At 69.9% G+C, this 22283-nt stretch carries 25 protein-coding genes; 8 read left to right on the forward strand and 17 right to left on the reverse strand.

Annotated elements, in window-relative coordinates:
* Positions 1-11: 11 nt before the first annotated feature.
* The 9 genes from E3O57_RS16185 to E3O57_RS16225 all read right to left on the reverse strand — a co-directional run bounded on the left by E3O57_RS16185 (position 12) and on the right by E3O57_RS16225 (position 5770).
* On the reverse strand, positions 12-389 hold the full coding sequence (locus E3O57_RS16185) for a CrcB family protein (protein ID WP_103461251.1): 378 nt from the start codon (positions 387-389) through the stop codon (positions 12-14).
* Entirely contained in the window at positions 386-844 is a 459-nt protein-coding gene (locus E3O57_RS16190; protein ID WP_103461250.1) for a CrcB family protein, read from the reverse strand. The genes E3O57_RS16185 and E3O57_RS16190 overlap by 4 nt, the downstream gene beginning before the upstream one ends.
* Entirely contained in the window at positions 844-1590 is a 747-nt protein-coding gene (locus E3O57_RS16195; protein WP_103479884.1) for a 2,3-bisphosphoglycerate-dependent phosphoglycerate mutase, read from the reverse strand. Before E3O57_RS16195 ends, E3O57_RS16190 begins: the two co-directional genes overlap by 1 nt.
* A gap of 92 nt (positions 1591-1682) precedes the next feature.
* Positions 1683-2156, reverse strand: coding sequence for a universal stress protein (locus E3O57_RS16200; RefSeq protein ID WP_103479883.1), 474 nt, complete (start codon positions 2154-2156; stop codon positions 1683-1685).
* A 101-nt stretch (positions 2157-2257) separates the two neighbouring features.
* Complete coding sequence (locus E3O57_RS16205; protein WP_241990469.1) at positions 2258-2902, reverse strand: SDR family NAD(P)-dependent oxidoreductase; 645 nt, start codon at positions 2900-2902, stop codon at positions 2258-2260.
* A gap of 102 nt (positions 2903-3004) precedes the next feature.
* The gene (locus E3O57_RS16210; protein WP_103461247.1) at positions 3005-3784 is read right to left on the reverse strand and encodes an SDR family oxidoreductase; all 780 of its coding nucleotides are present in this window, start codon (positions 3782-3784) and stop codon (positions 3005-3007) included.
* The gene (locus E3O57_RS16215; RefSeq protein ID WP_165787992.1) at positions 3781-4320 is read right to left on the reverse strand and encodes a MarR family winged helix-turn-helix transcriptional regulator; all 540 of its coding nucleotides are present in this window, start codon (positions 4318-4320) and stop codon (positions 3781-3783) included. Before E3O57_RS16215 ends, E3O57_RS16210 begins: the two co-directional genes overlap by 4 nt.
* 99 nt (positions 4321-4419) lie before the next feature.
* Complete coding sequence (locus tag E3O57_RS16220; RefSeq protein WP_103461245.1) at positions 4420-5247, reverse strand: siderophore-interacting protein; 828 nt, start codon at positions 5245-5247, stop codon at positions 4420-4422.
* Between the two features lie 52 nt (positions 5248-5299).
* Positions 5300-5770 carry a hypothetical protein gene (locus E3O57_RS16225; protein ID WP_103461244.1) on the reverse strand — a complete coding sequence of 157 codons (471 nt, stop codon included), beginning with the start codon at positions 5768-5770 and terminating at the stop codon, positions 5300-5302.
* A gap of 167 nt (positions 5771-5937) precedes the next feature.
* On the opposite strand from E3O57_RS16225, the gene E3O57_RS16230 reads away from it, so the two are divergent.
* Positions 5938-6546, forward strand: a complete 609-nt coding sequence (locus tag E3O57_RS16230) for a TetR/AcrR family transcriptional regulator (RefSeq protein ID WP_103461243.1) — start codon at positions 5938-5940, stop codon at positions 6544-6546.
* 11 nt (positions 6547-6557) lie between these two features.
* On the opposite strand, the gene E3O57_RS16235 is transcribed toward E3O57_RS16230, so the two are convergent.
* A complete protein-coding gene (locus E3O57_RS16235) occupies positions 6558-7664 on the reverse strand; it encodes a Gfo/Idh/MocA family protein (protein WP_103479882.1) in 1107 nt (368 codons plus the stop codon).
* Complete coding sequence (locus E3O57_RS16240; protein WP_088457511.1) at positions 7661-8464, reverse strand: sugar phosphate isomerase/epimerase; 804 nt, start codon at positions 8462-8464, stop codon at positions 7661-7663. Before E3O57_RS16240 ends, E3O57_RS16235 begins: the two co-directional genes overlap by 4 nt.
* A 133-nt stretch (positions 8465-8597) precedes the next feature.
* Here E3O57_RS16240 and E3O57_RS16245 point away from each other — a divergent pair, with 133 nt between their 5' ends.
* The 3 genes from E3O57_RS16245 to E3O57_RS16255 all read left to right on the forward strand — a co-directional run bounded on the left by E3O57_RS16245 (position 8598) and on the right by E3O57_RS16255 (position 11772).
* Positions 8598-9257, forward strand: a complete 660-nt coding sequence (locus E3O57_RS16245) for a hypothetical protein (protein ID WP_103479881.1) — start codon at positions 8598-8600, stop codon at positions 9255-9257.
* Positions 9258-9389: 132 nt separating this feature from the next.
* Positions 9390-10739, forward strand: coding sequence for a hemolysin family protein (locus E3O57_RS16250; RefSeq protein ID WP_103479880.1), 1350 nt, complete (start codon positions 9390-9392; stop codon positions 10737-10739).
* Positions 10732-11772 (forward strand): hemolysin family protein, encoded by a 1041-nt coding sequence (locus tag E3O57_RS16255; protein ID WP_103461239.1) that lies wholly within the window; start codon positions 10732-10734, stop codon positions 11770-11772. The genes E3O57_RS16250 and E3O57_RS16255 overlap by 8 nt, the downstream gene beginning before the upstream one ends.
* Positions 11773-11898: 126 nt before the next feature.
* On the opposite strand, the gene E3O57_RS16260 is transcribed toward E3O57_RS16255, so the two are convergent.
* Positions 11899-13155 (reverse strand): MFS transporter, encoded by a 1257-nt coding sequence (locus E3O57_RS16260; RefSeq protein WP_103479879.1) that lies wholly within the window; start codon positions 13153-13155, stop codon positions 11899-11901.
* Between the two features lie 204 nt (positions 13156-13359).
* Between E3O57_RS16260 and E3O57_RS16265 the strand changes: the two genes are divergently transcribed.
* Positions 13360-13740, forward strand: a complete 381-nt coding sequence (locus E3O57_RS16265) for a DUF1622 domain-containing protein (RefSeq protein ID WP_088457505.1) — start codon at positions 13360-13362, stop codon at positions 13738-13740.
* Between the two features lie 38 nt (positions 13741-13778).
* Here the strand turns inward: E3O57_RS16265 and E3O57_RS16270 are convergent, their stop codons facing one another.
* The 4 genes from E3O57_RS16270 to E3O57_RS16285 all read right to left on the reverse strand — a co-directional run bounded on the left by E3O57_RS16270 (position 13779) and on the right by E3O57_RS16285 (position 17180).
* Positions 13779-14951 carry a class I SAM-dependent methyltransferase gene (locus E3O57_RS16270; protein WP_088457504.1) on the reverse strand — a complete coding sequence of 391 codons (1173 nt, stop codon included), beginning with the start codon at positions 14949-14951 and terminating at the stop codon, positions 13779-13781.
* 157 nt (positions 14952-15108) lie between these two features.
* Positions 15109-16101, reverse strand: coding sequence for an LLM class F420-dependent oxidoreductase (locus tag E3O57_RS16275; RefSeq protein ID WP_103479878.1), 993 nt, complete (start codon positions 16099-16101; stop codon positions 15109-15111).
* A 44-nt stretch (positions 16102-16145) separates the two neighbouring features.
* Positions 16146-16550 carry a VOC family protein gene (locus E3O57_RS16280; protein WP_088457502.1) on the reverse strand — a complete coding sequence of 135 codons (405 nt, stop codon included), beginning with the start codon at positions 16548-16550 and terminating at the stop codon, positions 16146-16148.
* A 30-nt stretch (positions 16551-16580) separates the two neighbouring features.
* The gene (locus E3O57_RS16285) at positions 16581-17180 is read right to left on the reverse strand and encodes a signal peptidase II (RefSeq protein ID WP_240632286.1); all 600 of its coding nucleotides are present in this window, start codon (positions 17178-17180) and stop codon (positions 16581-16583) included.
* A 161-nt stretch (positions 17181-17341) separates the two neighbouring features.
* On the opposite strand from E3O57_RS16285, the gene E3O57_RS16290 reads away from it, so the two are divergent.
* The 3 genes from E3O57_RS16290 to E3O57_RS16300 all read left to right on the forward strand — a co-directional run bounded on the left by E3O57_RS16290 (position 17342) and on the right by E3O57_RS16300 (position 19935).
* The gene (locus E3O57_RS16290; RefSeq protein WP_103479877.1) at positions 17342-18394 is read left to right on the forward strand and encodes a diacylglycerol kinase family protein; all 1053 of its coding nucleotides are present in this window, start codon (positions 17342-17344) and stop codon (positions 18392-18394) included.
* Between the two features lie 63 nt (positions 18395-18457).
* The gene (locus E3O57_RS16295; protein WP_165787991.1) at positions 18458-19228 is read left to right on the forward strand and encodes an alpha/beta fold hydrolase; all 771 of its coding nucleotides are present in this window, start codon (positions 18458-18460) and stop codon (positions 19226-19228) included.
* A complete protein-coding gene (locus E3O57_RS16300; RefSeq protein ID WP_103479876.1) occupies positions 19225-19935 on the forward strand; it encodes a triacylglycerol lipase in 711 nt (236 codons plus the stop codon). The genes E3O57_RS16295 and E3O57_RS16300 overlap by 4 nt, the downstream gene beginning before the upstream one ends.
* 44 nt (positions 19936-19979) lie before the next feature.
* On the opposite strand, the gene acs is transcribed toward E3O57_RS16300, so the two are convergent.
* The gene (acs, locus tag E3O57_RS16305; protein ID WP_103479875.1) at positions 19980-22139 is read right to left on the reverse strand and encodes an acetate--CoA ligase; all 2160 of its coding nucleotides are present in this window, start codon (positions 22137-22139) and stop codon (positions 19980-19982) included.
* Positions 22140-22283: the final 144 nt, after the last annotated feature.

The following is a 22283-nucleotide window of genomic DNA, read 5'->3' on the forward strand; positions in this document are numbered from 1 at the left end:
CTCGCGCTGGGCTACCCGCCCAGGCCCAGCCAGAGGCCCAGGAAGGCGCAGCCCACCGCGAGCGCGAGCATCCCGAGCCCGTTGACGAGCGCCGGAAGGGACCGCCGGTCCTGCGCCAGCCGCACGGTCTCGTAGCTGGCGGTGCTGAAGGTGGTGAAACCGCCCAGCAGGCCGCCGCCGAGTACCAGGTGCCAGGCCTCCGGCAACCACAGCGCCAGGGTGAGGCCGGTGATGAGTCCCAGCAGCAGGGAGCCGACCACGTTGATGAGCAGGGTGCCGACCGGCAGCGTGGTGCGCACCCTGGACTTCACGACGCCGTCGAGGACCAGCCGCAGGGTCGCGCCGAGACCGCCGGCCAGCGCCACGGCGACAAAGAGCAGCGGGGTCATCGGGCCGCCGTCCCGCTACGATTCGGCCGCCGGCCGTGCAGCGCCCCGGCCGCGCCGATCCCGGCCCACGAGGCGACCGCGCCGATCAGAACCGTGCCCAGCGCGTAGAGTAGGGCGGCGCCGAGTCGACTGTCGGCCAGCAACAGGCCGGTGTCGGTGGCCAGGGCGCTGTAGGTGGTGAAGCCGCCGAGCACGCCGGTGCCCAGCAGCAGCCGCAGCTGCCGGCGTCGGCCTTCGTCTGGGCCGCGGCGGGCCAGGGTCTCCAGCAGCAGCCCGAGCACGAAGGCGCCGACGATGTTGATGCCCACGATCACGACAGCCACCCCCGCGACCGGCGGCACCGAGATCGCCAAGAGCTCGCGCAGCGCGGTGCCGACGGTGCCGCCGGCGAAGACGAGGGCGAGGTGCGGCCAGCGCAGGTGTACGGGGCGCGACGCGCCGGTCGGGACTGCCATCAGGTGCCGCCGTCGAGGGTGAGGGCGAGCGCGGCCGCCTCGGCACGTGGGGCGTCGAGGTACCGCCGGCCGCCGGCCTGGTAGACCAGCGGATGCCCGGTGGGCAGATTGAGTCGGTGGATGGCCGATTTGTCGAGGGTCTCGAGCACGGCGCAATACGCGCGGAGGGAGTTGCCGTGCGCCACGACCAGCACGGTGCGCTCATCCGCCAGGAGCGGCAGCACCCGCTCGGTATGGATCTCGGCCACCCGGGCCATCACGTCACGTAACGACTCGCTGCGGGTGAGCGCCCGGGCGGGCAGGCCACGGAACAGGGCCGTGTCGGCGAAGCCGCCAAGCTGCTCGTCGGACATGGCCGGCGGCGCGGTGTCGACCGAGCGGCGCCAGGCCAGGAACTGGGCCTCGCCGACCTCGGCGCGCACATCGTCCTTGTACCGTCCGGTGAGGGCGCCGTAGTTGCGTTCGTTCAAACGCCAGTCGGTGTGGACAGCGTCGGCCGGCAAATCCAGCGCGGTGGCCACGATGGCACTGGTCTGCCTGGCGCGCTGCAGCGGGGAGACGAGGACGGCATCCGGGACCAGGTCGTGCGCCGTGAGCAGGTCGGCGGCGGCCAGCGCCTCGTCGGCGCCGGACGGTGACAGCTCGGGGTCGAGGATGCCGGTGAAGAGGCCGGCGGCGTTCGCGGTGCTCTGGCCGTGGCGGAGCAGGACGAGTGAAGCACCGCTCGGCCAGCTCGTCACCGTCACCCACCAGTCTCGTCGGCCGGAACCATCAGCGCAGTCGGCGGTTCGAGCGGGTGCTCAGGTGGGATCCATCACCACGCAAAAGGGTACACCGCTCACTCGGACTCCCACGGCACGTCATCGTCGAACGACACCGGCGACAGGGGGACGACGACGACGGGACGGTGCTGCCGGTGCGCCAGGTGCATCGCGATCGAACCCGCGAAGAACTCCTGCAGGCTGCCGCGCACGGTGCCGTCCCTGGTGCCGACCACGATCATCACGGCCCGGAGCGTCTCGGCGAGCTGCCCGAGCGCCCTGGCCGGGTCGCCGGAGAGCTGGCGGGTGCTCCACTCGATGTCGTGGCCGCCCAGGATCCGGGTCAGGTGGGCGGTGAGGTACGGGTCGACGCCCGCGCCGTTACCCGGCGTGGGCGCGTCGGCGTGGTCGGCCCGCGGATGCCGGCCGGGGTCCACCCAGGCGCACACCAGCTCGGCGTCGAACCGCGCGGCGAACACCGCGGCCTGCAGCACGACGCCGTCGGCCTGACCTGGATAGACCCCCACCACCACTCGGGCTCGGATGCTCATGGCGCCCAGAGTGACAGAAGACCCCGCACCGCGGTAGGCCCCTAGCCAGGACGGCGCCGCCGTGCCATTGACGCCGTCCGCGTCGACGCAGCACTGTCGCCTCAGTGCAGCTTGATGGTCCCACCGTCGACCATGAGCGTCTGCCCGGTGATGTAATTCGAGTCGTCAGAAACCAGGAAGGCGACCGCGGGGGCGACATCGGTACCCGGGTCCCCGAAACGACCGAGGGGGATCTTGGCCAGGGTCGACTGGTACAGCTCGGGGAACGCCTGTGACCAGGCCTGCACACCCTCGGTCATCGCCATGGGGCACACCACGTTGACCCGGATGCCGTCTGGTGCCCATTCGTTCGAGACGACGCGGCTGAGGCCCCGGATGGCTTCCTTCGCCGCCGCGTACGCGGCCTGGGTGGGCTGACCGTCCAGGCCGGCGCCGGAGCCGAAGTTCACCACCGATCCCGTGGTCTTCTTCAGTTCCGGGTAGGCGGCGCGCATGAAGTTGATGGTGGCGCGCAGCCCGGTGGAAAAGGAGAGGTCCCACATCTGCTCGGTGAGCTCGAGGAAGGGCGCCTGGCGCGAGGCGTGCGCGTTGTTCACCAGTCCGTGCAGCCCGCCGAAGCGATCCACGGCTGCGCCGACGGCCCGCTCGGCAACGGCAGGATCGGACACGTCGCCCTGCAGGAACACCACGGTGTCGCCGAGCTCGGCGGCCAGGGCTTCCCCGGCCTCCCGGGCGAGATCCACCACGACGACGCTGGCACCGTTCCACGAAGGTGCGGGTGATGGCGCCGCCGATGCCGGAGGCCCCACCGGTGACGATGACGCTCTTCTTGTCGAGTTGCATCGGGGTTACCAGGTGCTGTCGCCGCGCAGGACGGCGTCGTAGCCGCCGTCGATGAAGATGACCTGGCCGCACAGGTGCGAGTTCTCCTCGTCGGCGAGCCAGACGAGCAGCTTCGCGGCGACGTCGGCGTCAAAGGGCCCGTTGAGCGGCATCGGCACCTGTTCGTTCAGCTTTGCCCGGCCCTCGGGGGTGGCGACCAACTCGGTCGTCATCGGGGTGAGAACGACACCCGGCGCGATCGCGTTGAGTGGAATCCCGGCGCCCGCCCACTCGGCGGTGGGTGCGGTCGTGCGCAGCCACCGGGCCAGGGCCCGCTTGCTGGACGAGTAGATCTGGTGCCCGGTCGCCGGGGTCGTGGCGAGTTCGGCGGCGCGGGCCAGGGCATCCTGTTCGGTGCCTTCCAGCAGGAGTCGCACCAGCTCCTCATCGAAGGGTTGCAGCGATGCCATCGAGGCGACGGCCACGGCGCGCGGGGCGGGGGACCGGGTCAGCAGCGGACGGAGGCCCTCCAGGGTTGCGACGGTGCCGTAGTAGTTGACCGCGGCGGTGACCGGGATCGGGTGGCTGAGACCGGCGACGGCGATGACGCCGTCCAGCACGCCGCCGGAGAGTTCCTCGGCAGCGTGGATCAGGTGCTCGCGTCCCTGCACCGTGGACAGGTCGGCGTTGATGTCGGAGTCCTTGAGGTCGGCGCCGATGACGTTGTGGCCCCTGGAGCGAAGGAGCGCGGCGGTGGCCTTGCCGATGCCGCTGGCGGCGCCGGTCACGAGGTAGGTGCGGGTCATGATTGATCTACTTTCTGGTCGGTGGTGGGTTCAGGTGTCGGTGCCTCAACACTGATGGCGTACGCGAGCGCGTCATCTCGGAATCGGCGGAGGAGTCGGTCGAAGTCGTCGCGGTCGTCGTCTGACCACTGACGCATCAGGTCGGCCATCATCGCGTCGCAGGCCCGGGTCAGCGCCGTCGTGGCGGCTGTTCCTGCGGGCGTCAGCCGCACCAGCGTGGCCCGGGAATCGTCGGGGTCCTGACGCTTCTCGATCAGGCCGTGCGCGGTGAGCCGGTTGCTGAGCTTGGAGATCGCGGAGGCACCCACGCGCAGGCGGGAGGCGAGGGCGGATGCGCGCTGTTCGCCGTCGCGGGCCAGAACCGTGACGGCCACGATCGAGGTGGCGTCCAGATCAACGCCGGCCTCGACCGCCAGTCCCCGGATGAAGGTTGCGGAGGACCAGACCGAGAAGACCTCGAGCAGTGCCCCGAGTTGTTCATGACGGTACGGCTGAGCGGACGTTCCTCGTGATGCGGCGTCGGCCTCGGGGGGCACAGTGGCACGTCCTTTCACATCCTCAAGCTTTTACTGTCTTCAAGACAGCATATGTTCGAGGACGTCGTGGTGCAAGCCCCGTTTCGCCGGCGGGTGTCGCTAGGAGACGGGCAGGATCACGCCGATGGGTTCACGCTTCTCGGCCTGGAACCTGTCTTCGGTGCGGCCCTGCGCCCAATACCCCGATAGGGAGAGCTCGGATCTCTGCACGCCACGCGCCGTGAAGACATCGCGCAGTGCCTTCATCGCCGAGCGCTCGCCGTGCGCGAAGATCTGCGGCCGGCCGGGCAGCCAGCTGGCTGCGTCCACCGCGGCAGACAGCTGCGCCGGGTCGGTGCCGAACAGCCATCGGATCTGCACCGCACCGGGCGCGGTCAGCTCCAGGATTTCGCTCGCGCTGGCCACTTGGATGAAGGCCAGTCCCGCTGCCGTGGCCGGCAACGACTCCAGCGCGGCCGCGATGGCGGGCAGCGCGGACTGGTCGCCGGCGAACAGGTGCCAGGCCGAACCGGGGTCGGGGGCGTAGCCGCCGCCGGGGCCGGAGAACGAGAGCAGGTCACCCGGTTGCGCCGCGTCGGCCCACGGACCGGCCAGACCCTCGGTGCCGTGCACGACGAAGTCGATCGCGAGAGTGCGTGCGTCGAGGTCCACCTGGCGCACTGTGTAGGTGCGGGTCACCGGAAGGTCTTCCGGAGGGAGGATCTCCCGCAGGGCCGTGATATCGAAAGGCGGCGTGAGACCGAGCTCCCGCTTTGCGAAGTGGATCTTCACGTATTTGTCGGTCGAGTCGTTGGTCACGAACCTGTCGAACTGCTCGCCGGAGAGGACGATGCGCACCAGATGAGGGCTCAGTTGTTCGCGGCGCACAACGTGAAGAGTGATCTGGGGACGCACGGGACGGGCCGGACTGGCGGTGAGAGTAGTCATCCCGACTCACTCTAAGTTAGGTAACCCTCACTTGGCAATATCCCGGGGGCGGCTAGCCGAAGCGCAGGATCCGGAAGCCTGCCGCGTCCAGGGTGGTGAGGCCGAACCGCTGCCGGAGGGTGCGCTCCTTCTGGCCCGGCACGACATTCGAGAGCGCGAGGGCGACATGGAACAGGATTTCCGAAGCGACCAGGCGCTGCAGCTTCGGGGGAGCGAGCCTGGATCTGGCGCTCTGCACCACGACGATCCGCACGGCGTCCGGTGCGATGTGGTCCTCCAGCTCGCGAAGCAGCGTGGCGGCCTTCACGAGCGAGGATCGCCGGGCGTCCCGGTCGATGGCCAGCACGACCACGCGGGCCGGGCGCGCCGCCAGTGCGTGGTCGGTCACCGGGATTCCCGCCGCTCGCGCGCCGGCGCGCAGCACGGTGAGGAGCTCGTCGGCATCCCCCTCGAGCAGGATCGGAGCCGTCAGGACGTGCGCTGCGATCGCCCGAAGTTGTTCTGCTCGCTTCTTCTTCGACATGCCGCCCCTCTCGTGGTCCTCCCATTCTCCGGCACGGCGGCCAAGGGGCCTACTGGTGGGCGCTCTGGGTCGAGGCGGCCATCCTGGCGGCGGCGGGCTTCAGCCCCGGAATCCGGGGATTTTCGGTGCTTATCTCACGGTTCGCGGAACCTCGCTAGCCTTGCACCATGGCCACCCTGGGCAGATACCCGAAAGGCGTTGCGAAGCGCGCCGAGATCCTGGAGACCGCCCTGGCGCTCGTGGCGCGGCAGGGCTTCCGTCAGACCTCGGTACGGGACATCGCCGCCGCGGTCGGGCTCACCCAGGCCGGCCTGTTGCACTACTTCGAGTCGAAGGATGACCTTTGGGTGGCCATCCTCCGCACCAGGGACGAGATCGACGCGTCGAAGGATCCCGAGGACCCGGACCCGGCGGCCACCTTCGCGGCCCTGATCCGGCACAACGCCGAGGTGCCCGGGCTCGTGCAGATGTTCGCCAACCTGTCCGCCGCGGCGGCGACCGACCCAGAGCATCCGGCGCACGAGTACTTTCGGGAACGCTACGCGCACTCGCGCAGCACGATCACGGCCGGGCTGCGCCGCATGCAGGCATCCGGGCGGCTCGACGACTCGGTCGACCCTGAGATGTTGGCGTCGATCCTGATGGCGGTCAGCGACGGTATGCAGGTGCAGTGGATGTTCGACGACAGCCGCGACATGGGCGCACACGTCGAGGCCGTGATAGCCCTGGCCCGCACGGGGAACCGCCCGCCGGCGGCGAACGGTTCCCCGGCCTGAGGGAGGAGCGGCTACAGGGTGGCCGCCGCGGGATCCCAGTCCTCGGGCAGCGGCGTCGGCCGGGCAACGCTCGACGCCACGTCGACGCTCTGACCGGTCTCGGCGGCGTCGGAGACGGCCAGCAGCACATCGAGGACGTGCGCGGCGACAGCACCGCTGGCGCGCTCGGGCACACCGGCACGGATGGAGCGGGCCAGGTCGAGCACGCCAGAGCCGCGACCGTAGGTGGAGCCCACCGCCGGGACAATGCTCGGCTCCTCGTGGCCGAACCGCCACAGCGTGGAATCACCCTCGAAGGTGTTCGGGTCCGGCAGCACCAGGGTGCCCTCGGTGCCGCTGATTTCTACGAAACCCATCCGCGGCAGGGCGTTCTGGAAGCTGAAGGTGGACTGCGCGGACTGGCCGCCCGCGAACGAGATGACCGCCGCGTGATGGGTCGGCACTTCCACCGGGAACTCGGTGCCCGCGCGGGGCCCGCTGCCGATGGTGCGGACCGCACTGGACTTGGACGACACCGCGCCGACCCGGCTGGCGGCGCCGAACGCATGCACCAGCGTCGTGACGTAGTACGGACCCATGTCGAAGAGCGGCCCGGCGCCGTACGCGAACAGGAACTCGGGGTTCGGGTGCCAGGCGTCGGGGCCGGGAACGTGGAACATCGTGGTTGCCGTCAGCGGCTCGCCGATGTCGCCGCGGTTGATGGCCCGCATGGCGGTCTGGATGCCCGCACCCAGCACGGTGTCCGGCGCGCAGGCGACGCGGAGTCCCGCGGCGTCCGCCGCGGCGAGCAGTGCCGCGCCGGAGTCGTGGTCAAGGGCGAGAGGCTTCTCGCTCCAGGCGTGCTTGCCGGCGGCGATGATGCGCTCACCCACCGCGGTGTGCACGGCGGGGATGGTGAGGTTCACGACGATTTCGATGTCGTCCCTGGCCAGCAGGTCCTCGACGGACCCGTGTCCGGGCACCCCGTAGGCCTCGGCCTGAGCCTGGGCGCGATCGAGGTCGAGGTCAGCGACAAACAGCACGTCGAGGTCGGCGAACGCCGTCATGTTCTCCAGGTAGGTGCCGCTGATGACGCCGGCGCCGATGACACCGACGCCGACGCGTCCGGTGCGGCTCACTTGTCGTTCTCCGCGAGCCAGGCGAACGACGCCGCGATGCCCTCGAAGACATCACCCGCGTAGCCGTCGAACTCCACCACGCGCAGGGCGTGCGGCGCGGCCTCGAGGATGGCGGCGACTCCGACGTCGCCGCTGCCGGCCGGCAGCTGGCTGCTGAAGGCGGTGACGAGCGCATCGGACACGTTCAGGGCACTGTCGCTGCCGGGCAGCGTCGTGACGATGTCGCCCTGGACCGGGCCGTCCTTGATGTGCAGGAACTGCACCCGGTCGCCCAGGCGGCGTAGCAGCTCCGGGGTGTCCGCGCCTCCGACGGTCGACCAGTAGGTGTCGAGTTCGAGGACCACGTCGGGGGAGAGGCCGTCGAGGAACAGCTCGTAGATGCTGCGGCCGTCGACCTTGTTCGCGAACTCCCACTGGTGGTTGTGGTAGCCGAAGCCCAGGCCGACAGCGGCCGCCTGCACCTGGAGCTCGTTCACCCGGTCGGCGATCCTGGCGGCGTCGTCAGCGGTCTGCCACCGATCGCTCGGGATGAACGGGTCGATGACCGTGCCGATGCCGAGCTGTGCGGCGGCGTCGAAGGTGCGGGCCGGGTCGTCGGAATCGATGACGGGTGCGTGTCCGGACGGCGCCGAGATGCCGGATGCCGCGAACGCCTTCTCGAACTCATCCGCGCGATCGACGAACGCGTACGGCTCCACCTTGGTGAAGCCGATGTCGGCGACGCGGGCGATGGCCCCCTGGAGGTCTGCGGAGATGGCATCCCTCACGGTGTAGAGCTGGACCGAGGGTGTGCTGGACATACGTGCTCCTTTGGAAGTAAGTGCGTGATTCTTCTGCAGGAACAAACCTAACGGTGCAAGGTTTTATCCACCAGACCCGGCCGGTGATTCGGCATCCGCACACTCGAACCGAGAACTCGATAGCGTCGCAGATGTGACCCAGACCTACGAGGTGCCCGCGGACTGGCTGACCGGCGCCGCCTCCCGCAAACCTCTGCAACTCGTCAATGCGTTCGCGTTCGCCACGTCGTCGACCCCGCCGCCGGACCAGTGGACCTACTTCGCCAAGCTCCGGCCCGTGCCGTGGCGGCCGGTGGCCGGCTGCGCCGCCATAGCCCTGGTCTGCGTCTGGGGATTCTTCGGCACCCTCGAGCTGGCCGGGGATGAGGTCGTCTACACCCTCATTCCGCTGGCCGGTTTGCTGGTGGGCGCGCTGTACTTCGGCTGGATCGCGATCATGTCGGTTCTCTCGTACAGCAAACGCACCGGCTGGCCGCACCTGCACGGTGCGGGCATCGGAGAATCCGGCATAGCCTTCCGCTTCGCCGGCGGCGACGCCGACGTTCCGTGGGACTCGGTCACCTCGATCCGGGCGGTGTTCACGAACGCGGACGATCCACGCAAACCGCACATCCCCGTGCTGCGGGTCGAGTTCGACGGCTCGACGGTCGATCTGAACACCGGGATTCTCGGCGCCAACCCGCGCCTGCTCTACTCGGCGTTGACCTATTACTGGAAGAACCCCGAGAGCAGGAGCGAGCTGGGCACGTCCCTGGCGCAGAAGCGGATGGAGGGCTGGCTGCCGGTGGGGTGATCCTGTGCGTTTGTACAGGGAGCGGCCCTAGGCTCGGGTGACTATGGATGACCCTCCCACGCATAAACCCTTGCTCCCTGCCCGCCCCGAAGCTTTTCGGACACAGAACTTCCGGGCACAGGGAGCCACCTCGTGAACGAATGGATCATGCTGGGCCTCGGGCTCATCCTGACGTTCGGCACCGGCGTGTTCGTCGCCGCCGAGTTCGCCCTCGTCACACTCGACCGCAATGAGCTCGAGGCCCGAGCGGCCCGCGGCGAGAGACGTCTCGGCCCCACCATCAAGGCCTTGCGGATCACCTCGACGCACCTCTCCAGCGCACAGCTGGGCATCACGCTGACGACCCTGCTCACCGGATACACCTTCGAGCCGGCCATCAGCTCGCTGTTACACGGCCCGATGACGGACCTCGGGGTGCCGGAGGGCGTCGTGCCCGTGCTCGGCACCGTGATCGGCATCTCGCTGGCCACCCTGTTCTCCATGGTGATCGGCGAGCTCGTGCCCAAGAACTTCGCCCTGGCCGTTCCCCTGGCCACGGCCAAGTTCGTCGTGCCGATGCAGGCCGCGTTCACGGCGGTGTTCAAGCCCGTGATCCTGCTGTTCAACAACACCGCCAACGCCCTCATCCGCCTGGTCGGCATCGAGCCCAAGGAGGAACTCTCCGGCGCGCGCAGCGCCGAGGAGCTCGGCTTCCTGGTGCGCCGGTCGGCCCTGGAGGGGCTGCTGGACGCCGACCACGCCGAAATGCTGGGCCGCACGCTGCGGTTCTCCGAGCTCTCGGCCGCCGACGTGATGACCCCGCGGGTGCAGATGTCGTCGGTGCAGGCCGGCGACACCGCCGAGAACGTCGTGACCTTGGCCAGCGCCACCGGCTTCTCCAGGTTTCCGGTGATCGGCCGGGACACCGACGACATCTTGGGCGTGCTGCACGTCAAGCAGGCATTCGCGGTGGCTCTGGGTCGCCGCACCCTGGTGCGCGCCGACGAGCTCATGCTGCCCGCCCTGCGGGTACCGGAGTCGATGGGCGTCGACCGGCTGCTCGGCACCCTGCGCCAGCAGGGCCTGCAGATCGCCGTGGTGTCCGACGAGTACGGCGGCACCGCCGGCATCGTCACTCTGGAGGACCTCGTGGAGGAACTCGTCGGCGAACTCGAGGATGAGCACGACAGGGCCAAGCCCGGCATCGTGCGCACCGGCCGCTCCATCGTCTTCGACGCGGGCCTCCGCCCCGACGAACTGCTCGAGCGGATCGGCGTCGCCGTGCCCGAGGACGGCGACTACGACACCATCGCCGGATTCGTGACCGACCGGCTCGACCGGATGCCCGAGCTGGGCGACACCGTGCCCATCGACGTGGGCACCCTGCGGGTCGAGCGGATGGACGGTGCCCGCGTCTCGCGCATCCGTCTCACCCCCACCGCAACCACGGCGGACCTCGACCCGGTGACCGCTGTTAGTGGAGGGAGGCCGACCCATGAGTGAGTACCTTCCCGGGCTGCTCTGGCTCGTTGTGCTGCTGGCCGTCAACGCCTTCTTCGTCGGCGCCGAGTTCGCCGTGATCTCGGCCCGACGCTCGCAGATCGAGCCGTTGGCCGCGCAGGGCAGCAAGGCCGCCAAGACCACCCTGTGGGCCATGGAACACGCCACGCTCATGCTGGCGACCTCACAGTTGGGCATCACGGTGTGCTCGCTGGTGATCCTCAACGTGTCCGAACCGGCGATCCACCACCTGCTCGAGATCCCGCTGGGCCTCACGTCGCTCCCCGCGGAGGCCATCGGTGTGATCGCGTTCGCGGTGGCGCTGGGCCTGGTCACCTTCCTGCACGTGGTGCTGGGCGAGATGGTGCCCAAGAACATCTCGTTCTCGGTGCCCGACCGTGCCGCGCTGATCCTGGCGCCGCCGCTGGTGTTCGTGGCCACGGTGTTCAAACCGGTGATCTTCAGCCTGAACTGGCTGGCGAACGGGGTGCTGCGGCTGTTCAGGGTGACCCCCAAGGACGAAGCCACCAGCGCGTTCACCCTCGACGAGGTCGCCGGCATCGTGCGGCAGTCCACCCGTGAGGGCATGCTGATGGATGCCTCCGGCACGCTCTCGGCGGCGTTCGAGTTCACCACCAAGCGGGTCCTGGACGTGGAGGTGCCACTGTCCGGCATCGTATTCCTGCCCGAGCATGCGTCGCCGGCGGACCTGCAACGGGCGGTGGCCGAGCACGGTTTCTCCCGCTACATCCTCACCGACGGGGCCGGGTTGCCCGCCGGCTACCTGCACCTCAAGGACGTGATGGACCTCACCGGACCGGACGCCTTCGCGCAGCCGGTGCCCGTCAAGCGGGTGCGCAAGCTGGTGACAGTGCTGCGAGACAGCGACCTCGAGGACGCCCTCGCGGCCATGCGCCGCACCGGCTCGCACGTGGCGTGTTCGTTCGACACGAGCGGGGTCGCCACCGGGGTGCTGTTCCTCGAGGACATCATCGAGGAGCTCGTCGGTGAGGTGGAGGACGTCACCAGCGTGTAGCCGGCGTGGTGGGTGCCCAGGAGGCAATCGCACCGTTTTATTAGGAAGTAGTGCGTCTATTAGGACCGAATCGGGCAAAGCATCCTATTAAACGAACTTTGTCCTAGTAAGCGACCGGTGAGTGCCTCAACTGAGCGTGAGTGCCGGGCGACGCAGCAGCGACCAGGCCACCACCACCGCGACAAGGGCCATGGCGGCGACGCCGAGGCCCGAGTAGCCCACCAGCAGCAGGACCGGACCGGCGAGCGCCCCGCCGAGGGCGCCGGCGGCGTTCATCGACAGGTCGGAGAAACCCTGTAGCGCCGACCTGTCGTGCACCCCCACGGCCTCCGTGATCAGCGCCGAGCCGGCCACGACGGATGCCGACCAGCCGAGCCCGAGCAGGATCAGCCCGACTGTCATGGCGGTGGCGTTCTCGCCGGCGAGCCAGAACAGCACGAGCGCGGCCAACAGCAGGGCCTGGCCGGCCAGGATCACCGGCACCCGGCCCAGCCGGTCGGCCAGGGCGCCGAACAGCGGCGACAGCGCGTACATACCGGCCACGTGCAGGCTGATGGTGAGGCCCACGATGGTGAGTGAGGCGCCATGCTCGGAGAGATGCACCGGGGCCATCGACATCAGCGCCACCATGGTGGCGTGGCTGAGGGCGATGACCACCACGGCATAACGGGCCAGCGGGTTGGAGCGCACGATGGCCAGGCCGCCGTGCTGCCGGGTGCTTGTCGGCCGCGCCTCGCGCACCGACAGGGCGGTGAGCAGCGGGTCGGGGCGGAGCCCGATCGTGTAGACCAGGGCGGCACCGACCTGAGCGGCGAGGGAGAAGGCGAATGCCCCGGTCAGCGGCGGCAGGCCGAGCTGCGCGCCGACGACCTCGCCGGGACCGAACAGGTTGGGGCCGAGGACCGCGCCGATGGTGGTCGACCACACCACGATCGAGAGGTCGCGGGCGCGAGTGGTGGCGCCGGCCAGGTCGGTGGCGGCGAACCGGGCCTGCAGGTTGGTGGCCGAGCCCGCGCCCAGCAGCATCAGGGCGAGCAGCAGCAGCGGGAAGGTGTCCAGCGCGACGGATGTGATGGCCAGGATGGCACCGACGCCGGCGATCCCGGCGCCGGTGGCGAGGGACCGGCGCCGGCCGCTGGCCTGGGCCAGTCGGGCAAGCGGCACGGCCACCAGGGCCGCGCCCAGCGTGCTCATCGTGGCGGCCATGCCCGACCAGGCGTTCGAGCCGGAGAGCTGGGCGGCGAGCAGGGCGCCGAGCGAGAGCGTGGCACCCATGCCGATGCCACCGAGGATCTGGCCGAGGATGAGCACCCGAACGACCTTCCGCTGCAGGCGGGGGTGCGCGCTCGCATCCGTTCCGGCGGGACGGCGGGGTGTGGTCATCGGGATCCCTGCTGGTTGACTGTGTGGTGCGCTGCGGTGTCGATCAGCCTACGGCCGGTGACGTAAAGGCGGAATTTTTCGCCGAAACGCCGGCCGAGCTCCCCGCGCAGACGGCGTTTCGGGACTTTCTCCGCCTGTGCTGCTGCCGGTCGAGCCTGTTGAGGGAGTATCTTCGCGCCAACGGTGACGGCGGGAGATGCGCGGATGACGTTCGAGGCAGTGGTCGAGGCGGCCGTGCGAGTGGTCGAGGTGGTGGGTGCGGCCATCATGGTGTTCGGCGGGCTGGCGGCGCTGGTAGCCGGCATCCCGCGGATGCTGCGCGCGGACACCCGGGCGACGGCGTACCAGACCATGCGCCGGGAGCTTGGCCGGGCCATTCTGCTGGGCCTGGAGGTGCTGATCGTGGCCGACATCATCCGCACCATCGTGGTGGAACCCACGGTGGAGAGCGTGCTGGTGCTCGGGGCGATTGTGATCATCCGGGTGCTGCTGAGCTTCTCGCTCGAGGTGGAGATGGACGGCGTCTGGCCGTGGGCCAGGTGGCGGATGATGGGAAAAACTGAGACGTCGAGCCCGCCAGGCTAGGACGCGGTCGGGCCCGGCGGCCGGTGGGGTTGAGCGGATCAGGCCCGGCGCAACCGCCAGAGCGAGGTGACCTCGGCGGCCCTGGCCGCATGCAGGGGGTCGGTCGTGTCGGCGACCTTGTGATGGGTGGGGCGGGTGTCGAGGCGCGCGATCACCGTGAGGCCGGCGTCGTCGATGAGGTCGAGCAGCGCGCCGCGGGAGCGCAACCCGAGCAGCTCGGCCAGGTTGGAGAGGATCAGCCAGCCCTCGCCGCCATCGGTGAGGTGCCCGGCGAGCCCGGCCAGGAAACCGCGCAACATGCTGCTGTCGGGGTCGTAGACGGCGGCGTCGGTGCTCGTCGCGGCCGAGGCCGGCAGCCAGGGCGGGTTGCAGACCACAAGGTCGGCCCGACCCGCCGGGAACAGATCGGCGTCGAGAACGTCGACCCGGTCGCCCAGGCCCAGGCGTTTCAGGTTCTCTCCGGCGCAGGCCAGCGCGCGCGCCGACGTGTCGGTGGCCACCACTTTGTCGATGCCGCGGCGGGCCAGGATCGCGGCGATGACGCCGGAGCCGGTGCCGATGTCGAACGCCGACCCTGTCGCGGGCAGCGGAGCGGTGGCGACGAGGTCGAGGTATTCGCCGCGGACCGGCGAGAAGACGCCGTAGTGCGGGTGGATGCTCGCGCCGAGCGCCGCGACCGGCACACCCTTGACGCGCCACTCGTGCGCGCCGATCACGCCGAGCAGTTCGCGGAGCGAGGTGACCGACGCGGTGGTGCTGGGGCCGTACGCCTCATCGCAGGCCTGACGCACGTCGGGGGCGCGGCGGAGGCTCAGGGTGTGGTCGGCGTCGAGGGAGACGAGCACCAGGCCCAACAGCCGGGCGCGGCGCATGGCCTCGGTGCGGCCCACCTCGAACGCGGCCTTGAGCGAGTCGCTGGGAGTGCGTCGGTGCCGGTCAACGCGACGGGCCATCGCCGTGAGCAACTGCCGGGCGTTCTGGAAGTCGCCCTGCCAGAGCAGGCCGGTGCCGGACTTCGCCAGCCTGTACGCGGCATCCGCGGTGAGGGTGTCGTCGACGACGACCACACGCTTGGGGGCCGGCCAGCCGCCCTCGGAGTGCCAGCGGGCGGTGTGCTCGGTGTCGCCGTCACGCCAGTGGATGTCTGCGGGGGTGTTGATGCTTCCCGATTCGGTGCTCTGGGCGCCGTCGGGGGTGTTCGTGCTGGACATGGTGTCCGATCTTGTGCCGCTGGGTTTCGTATCCGCCCGAGTCGTGCACGCGGGACTCTCGGTCGGAACCAGCCCTGGCAGGCTGTCGCGACCTGTTCGATTATCGCATCCGTCGCCGCCCGACACCGAGAAGGGGCGGGCGGGCGACGGGCGAGCGCTACAGCAGGGCCGGCATGACCTCGCGCTCGAACAGCTCCAGGCCGGACCTGTCGTAGGCCGCCTCGGGGAAGTAGTGGATCGCGTAGCCGAGGCCGCGCTGCTTCATGTCGTTCAGGCGCTCCACGATCTGCTCGGGCGTGCCCACGCCCTGCGCCTCGCCGCTGCGGTACTCGGCCATGAAGCTCGCCGCGCCGTCGACGCCGAGATACGGGGTGACCCGGGCCTCGATGGCATCCAGCCGTTCGGTGACCTCGGCCTCGTCGCGGCCGATCACGGTGTTGTAGTTGGCCGAGCGCACGATGGCGTCGAAGTCGGTGCCGAGGGTGGCGCAGTGCTCGCGCAGCAGGTCGCTCTTGTGCGTGAAGCCCTCTGGGGTGCCGTCGAAGTTGGTGTAGTTCGCGTACTGCGCCGCGATGCGCAGGGTGACCTTCTCGCCGCCGCCGGCGATCCAGATCGGGATGCCGCCCTCCTGCAGCGGCAACGGCCGCACGATGGCGCCGTCCACCTGGTAGTGCTCGCCGTCGAGGGTGGCGGTGCCGGTGGTCCAGGCCTGCTGCATGATCTGCACACCCTCATCGAGACGGGAGAGGCGTTCGCCGGCACGCGGGAAGCCGTAACCGTATGCACGCCACTCGTGCTCGTACCAGCCGGCGCCGATGCCCATCTCGACGCGGCCGCCGGAGATGATGTCGATCGTGGAGGCCACCTTGGCCAGGTACGCGGGGTTGCGGTAGCTCATGCAGGTGCACATCTGGCCGAGCCGCACCCGACTGGTGGTGGCGGCGAAGGCGCTCATCAGGGTCCACGCCTCGTGGGTGGCCTCCTCGCTGGGCACCGGAACCGTGTGGAAGTGGTCGTACACCCAGATCGATTCCCAAGCGCCGGCATCCGCGTGCGCGGCGAGGCCGCTCATGGTGGCCCACTGCTGGGCGGGGTCGATGCCGACGAGGTCGTGACGCCAGCCTTGGGGAATGAAGAGTCCGAAGCGCATGGGCCCAGCCTAGGGGTGGCGGCGGCGCGGCCGCGGAAACGGCGTCAGGCTGGCAGCACCGCGAACAGTGAATGGATGTTGCCCTCGGGGTCGGCGAAGAAGCCGGTCAGGTGCCCCCAGTCGCGCTCCGCTGGTGCGGCGATGGCCACCGCTCCACGCTCGACGAGCTCGGCGAACCGGGTGCGCACCTGGTTCGGGGTGCCGCACTGGAAGTTCAGCTCCACGGCCTGGCCGCTTCGCGGCGCCACGAACGACGGATGGTCGTGGGTGTGCGCTCCCATGCCGGCGCGCCGGAAGATGGCGAGCCGCACCCCGATGGGGCCGCCGAGCGCCACGTAGTCCGGCTCTCGCACGGTCACCTCGAACCCGAGCGCATGCTCGTAGAAGTCGGCCATGCCGGCCACGTCGTCGGCCAGCAAGGTCACCCCTTCGAGCATCATCGTGTCCATGCCTCAGACGGTAGCATCGCCCGGGTCGACTTACAGCCTGGTGTCGGGGTCCTCCGGTGTGGAGGAACTGGTGGAGGCAGCGGCGCCGGCCTCGGCGGGCTCCGCATCCGGGCGGCGCAGGTGCACGCCCATCACGGTGAGGATCGCCAGCATGATTGCGCCGGCGAAGATCGCGATGTCGGCGACGTTGCCGATGAACAGGTTGCCGTAGCCGATGAAGTCCACCACGTGGCCGCGGGCGAAGCCGGGCTCGCGGAAGAGCCGGTCACCGAGGTGGGTGGTGGCACCGCCGAGCAGCAGGCCGAGGGCGACCATCCAGCCGCGGGACTCGACCCGCCAGGTGAGCATGGTGATCCACACCACGGCGCCGGCGGCGAGCACCGCGAACACCCAGGTGAAGTCGGAGCCGATCGAGAATGCGGCGCCGGGGTTGTAGACGAGCACAAAACGGATGATGTCCCCGATCACCGGAATGACCCTGCCATCGGCGAGTTCGGCCTCGGCCCACCACTTGGAGGCCTGGTCGATGAGGATCACCAGCAGGGCGATGCCGAAGGCGGGCCAGGCCAACCGGGAGGCCCGCCGCGAGCGGGTAGAGGCCGGCAGCGGAGTCTGGGAGGCAGCAGTCACCCCTCCATCATCCCAGCGATCGGGTGCCAGGCGCGGCGCGGCTCACAGAACCCTTCCCAAGCGAGGCGTGTAGCGTTGGTGCACCCGCACGCTGAGCCTGCCGGCTGCCGCGGGATTCACCCGAGCGGAATCATCCGCTCATCTGCCTGAGGAGAGCGCGCATGTCGACACCGTCCGACATCCCGACCGACATTCCGACCGACGACCCGATCGACGACAAGACCGCGACCGCGGATGCCGCGCCCGCCCGGGAGAGCGCAGCCGGACTGGCCGCCGTGGTTTACAACCCCATCAAGGTGAACCTCGACGACATCAAACGCGCCGTCGCCGCCGAAGAGGCCAAGGCCGGCTGGGGGGAGACCCTCTGGTTCGAAACCTCCAAGGAAGACCCGGGGCAGGGCGCAGCCCAGGCCGCGATCGATGCCGGCGCCACCATGGTGATCGCCGCCGGCGGCGACGGCACCGTGCGTGCGGTGGCCGAGGTCGTGCACGGCAGTGACGCGGCGTTGGCCCTGCTGCCGTCCGGCACCGGTAACCTCCTGGCCCGCAACCTCAACCTCACGCTCGACGACCTCGAACACTCGATCGGCACGGCCTTCAGCGGCAAGGACCGCAAGGTCGACATCGCCCGGATCGAGATCCGGCACGAGGACGACAGCGTCAGCAAGCACGCGTTCCTCGTGATGGCCGGCCTGGGCCTGGACGCCAAGATGCTCGCCAGCACCAACGACGAGCTCAAGGCCAAGATCGGCTGGCTCGCCTATGTGGGCGCGATCATCACGGCCCTGCGTGACCGCAACCAGTTGCGCCTGCGCTACAGCCTCGACGGCGGCCCCACCAAGTCGGTGCGCGCGCACACCGTGATCGTGGGCAACACCGGTACCCTCACCGCCAACGTGCTGCTGCTGCCGGAGGCCGTCATCGACGACGGGCAGTTCGAGATGCTGATGCTGCGCCCGGAGGGCTTCGTACACTGGGTGCAGATCGTCGTCAAGGTCTTGTGGGAGAACGGCGTGCTGCGCCGCACGCCGCTCGGCCGGCGCATGATGACCAAGGAGGTCGAGGCCCTCAACTACGTCAAGGGCCGCCAGATCACCGTGAAGCTCAGCCACCCCGAGGAGATCGAACTCGACGGCGACGGTTTCGGCACCGCCACGGCGTTCAAGGCGCGGGTGCTGCCCGGCGGCCTGCGCGTGCGCGTTCCGCAGGAGTGACCGATGCTCCCGATGACCCGCAGGTCCCCACGACGACCACGTCGAGCAAGCGGAGACGGTCGCGTGCGTGAGCTGCTGCTGCCGGAGAGCGGCGCATCCGTCACTGTGCGCTCGACACCGGGTCCGGAAGCGCCGGATGCGCCGGTGTTCGTCCTGGTGCACGGCATCGGCATGTCGCACCGTTACTTCGACCGGATGCACGCCGAGCTGGCCGCCACGGGCGCGGTGCACTCGGTGGACCTGCCGGGCTTCGGCCGCTCGCCCAAGCCCGCGGACGGGGTGTCGATCGAGCAGTACGCCGACTACCTCGGCGAGTTGCTGCCGATGCTGAGCGGGCGGCCCGTCGTACTGGTCGGGCATTCGATGGGCGCCCAGTTCGTGACCGAGACGGCCGTGCGCCACCCGACAGTGGTCGCCCACCTCGTCTTGATCGGTGGTGTCACCGACCCCACCCGATCTTCGGCGCTGCGCCAGGCTCTTGCCCTCGGCCGGGACACCCTGAAGGAACCTGTCAACGGCACCATGATCGTGGTGCGCGACTACCTTCTGTGCGGTCCGCGCTGGTACCTCGCCACCCTGCGGCCGATGCTCGCCTACCGCACCGACCTGCGGCTGCGGGAGGTGTACGCGCCGACCCTGGTGATCCGGGGAGAGGACGACCCGGTGTCACGCCACGACTGGGGCGTGCACCTCGCCGCGCAGGCTACACGCGGGAAGCTGCTCGAGCTGCCCGGCCGCCACCTCGTGCACTTCAGCGCCGCGGTCGACACGGCGGCCGGCATCCGGGAGTACGCCCGCACGGCCGCTCCTGATGGTGAGCCAGTCACGCCATGACCCGCAAGCCTGGTCGGTCGGCGCGGGGCCTGCTCTGCGTCGGCCTGCGGAACGCCGGCTCCTGGCTGCTGGACTACCGGTACGCCGTTCTCGCCCAGGTGAGTGGTGCCCTCGCCCGCACGCACCCCGACGACTACGCCTCGGGCGAGGCGGCGCCGGTGCTGATCATCCCAGGGATCTACGAGAGCTGGCACTTCATGCGGCCGCTGATCCAGGCGCTGCATGACGCCGGGCATCCGGTGCACGTGGTGACGCCGCTGCACACCAACCGGCGGCCGGTGGTGCCGTCGGCCGAGATCGTGGCCGAGTACCTGCGTGATCGCGAGCTGAACCGCCTGGTCATCGTGGCGCACAGCAAGGGCGGCCTGATCGGCAAGTACCTGATGACGCAGCTTGACCCCGACGATCGTGTCGAGCGGATGGTGGCGGTGAGCACCCCGTTCTCCGGCTCGCGATACGCCAGGTACATGCCCACTCCCAGCCTGCGCGCGTTCGCCGGCACCGACCCGCAGCTCGCCGCCCTCGGCGCCGATGCCCGGCTGAACGACCGGATCGTGTCGGTGTTCGGGCGGTTCGATCCGCACATCCCGGATGGCAGCATCCTGACGGGCGCCGAGAACGTGCGAATCGACACCGGCGGGCACTTCCGCATCCTCAGCCACCCCGACACCGTTCGCCAGGTGCTCGCGGCGGCCGCCCGCCCCTGACCCGCGCGAGCGGTGGTGCCCGCGAGAGCGGCCGTGGTGCTGCCTCAGCGCGGGGTGGCAGCCACACGACCGCTTTCGCGGGGTGATGGCTCGGCGCGGGCGGCGGCCACGATCGACTGGATGCGGCCGGGCACGGTGTCGTCCTGCAGCGAGGTGACGTCGCCGAGCGGGCGGCCGTCGACGATGTCGCCGAGCAGCCGGCGCATGATCTTGCCGGAGCGGGTCTTGGGCAGGTCGGGCACCAGGAACACGTCCCGGGGCTTGGCCACCGCGCCGATCTCGTGGGTGATGTGCGCCCGCAACTGCGGGGCCAGCTCGGCCGCCAGCGCCAGCCAGGCGGCCGGGTCATCCGTTGCCGGGGCCACCGCGGGAATCACGAACGCGGCGATGCCCTCGCCGGTGGTGGCATCGGCTACGCCCACCACGCCGGACTCGCCGACCGCCGGGTGCGACACCAGTGCCGACTCGATCTCGATGGTGGACAGCCGGTGCCCGGACACGTTGATCACGTCGTCGACCCGGCCGAGCAGCCAGATGTCGCCGTCATCGTCGTACTTCGCGCCGTCGCCGGAGAAGAAGTAGCCCTGCTCGGCGAACCGTGCCCAGTAGGAGTCGCGGTAGCGCTCCGGGTTGCCCCACACCGTGCGGGCCATGCCCGGCCAGGTGCCGGCCAGCACCAGATAGCCGCCGGTGCCGTGCGGAACCGGCTGACCCGCGTCATCCACCACCAGGGCGCTCAGGCCCGGCAGGGCGCGCAGGGCCGAACCTGGCTTGAGCGTGCTCACTCCGGGCAGCGGCGCCATCACGGCGGCGCCGGTCTCTGACTGCCACCAGGTGTCCACGATCGGGGCGTGGCCGGCGCCGATGTTCTCCCGGAACCACACCCAGGCCTCGGGGTTGATCGCCTCGCCGACCGAGCCGAGCAGACGGATGCTGGACAGATCGTGTTCGCTCGGCAATCCAGTGGGGAACCAGGTCATGAACGTGCGGATCAGAGTGGGCGCCGTGTAATAGGTGGTGACGCCGTAGCGCTGGATGATCTCGAAGTGCCGGCCAGGGTGCGGAGTGTTCGGGGTGCCCTCGTAGATCACCGAGGTGGTGCCGTTGGAGAGCGGGCCGTAGTGCACGTAGCTGTGCGCGGTGACCCAGGCGAGGTCGGCGGTGCACCAGTGCACGTCGTCGTCCTTGGCGTCGAAGACGGCCCAGTGGCTCCAGGACGCGTGGGTGAGGTAACCGCCGCTGGTGTGCACCAGGCCCTTCGGCTTGCCGGTGGTGCCCGAGGTGTAGATGATGAACAGCGGCGTCTCGGCGTCGAAGAACTCCGGCTCATGGGTGGCGGACGCCGTGTCGACGGTGTCGTGCCACCACACGTCGCGACCGGTCGTCCAGGGGATGTCCGGGGTCAGGTCGCCGGTGCGGCGCACCACGAGCACGTGCTCGATCTGGTTTGTGCCCGACACGGCTTCGTCGGCGGCTTCCTTCACCGGCACGGCCTGGCCGCGGCGGAACTGGCCGTCGGTGGTGACGAGCAGCTTGGCGCCGGTGTCCTCCACCCGGAAGCGCAGTGCCTCGGCCGAAAAGCCGCCGAACACCAGGGAGTGGATGGCGCCGAGGCGGGCGACCGCGAGGGTGATGATGATCGTCTCGGGGATCACCGGAAGGTAGATGACGACCCTGTCGCCCTTTTCGATGCCGAGGGCGGTGAGCGCGTTCGCGGCGCGGGCGACCTCTCTTTCGAGGTCGGCGTAGGTGAGGGTGCGCCGGTCGCCGGGTTCGCCCTCGAAGTGGAACGCGACCTTGTCGCCGCGGCCGGCGGCCACGTGCCGGTCGACGCAGTTCACCGCCACGTTCAGTTTTCCGCCGGCGAACCACTCCGCTCGCGGCACGCTCAAGACGCCGTCGGCATCCGGGGCGGGCGGCTGCCAGGTGTGGTCGGTGTGCCAGGGCTCGGCCCAGTCCAGGCGCTTGGCCTGCTCGGTCCAGAAGGCGACCGGGTCGGCTGCGGCTTTTTCGTACCAGGAGGCGTCGACATTGGCCCGCGCGGCGAACGCGGCCGGCGCCGGGTAGCGGCGGTGCTCGGTGGAGAGGTTGCGGATGGTGGCGCTGGTGTCGGTCCAGTCCGCGGTGGCAGCGCGGGTGGCCGGGGGGTGGGTGTCCGTGTTGGCGTGAGTGCTGGTGCTGGTGCTGGTGTCGAGGTTCGGCATGGGCACACTCCGGCGGCTGGTTCTGATGGCGGACTATCGGGCGCTTTCGACGCTACGCAGCGCGGGCATCCATTGCAGGCAGCGGCGCAATGCGGCGTAACCTGCGCGGCCGGGCGGGTGGCCGCTCGCGGCAGGTCTTCGTCG

It is taken from the genome of Cryobacterium sp. TMN-39-2, from assembly GCF_004402745.1.
In the GTDB taxonomy this organism is placed as follows: domain Bacteria; phylum Actinomycetota; class Actinomycetes; order Actinomycetales; family Microbacteriaceae; genus Cryobacterium; species Cryobacterium zongtaii.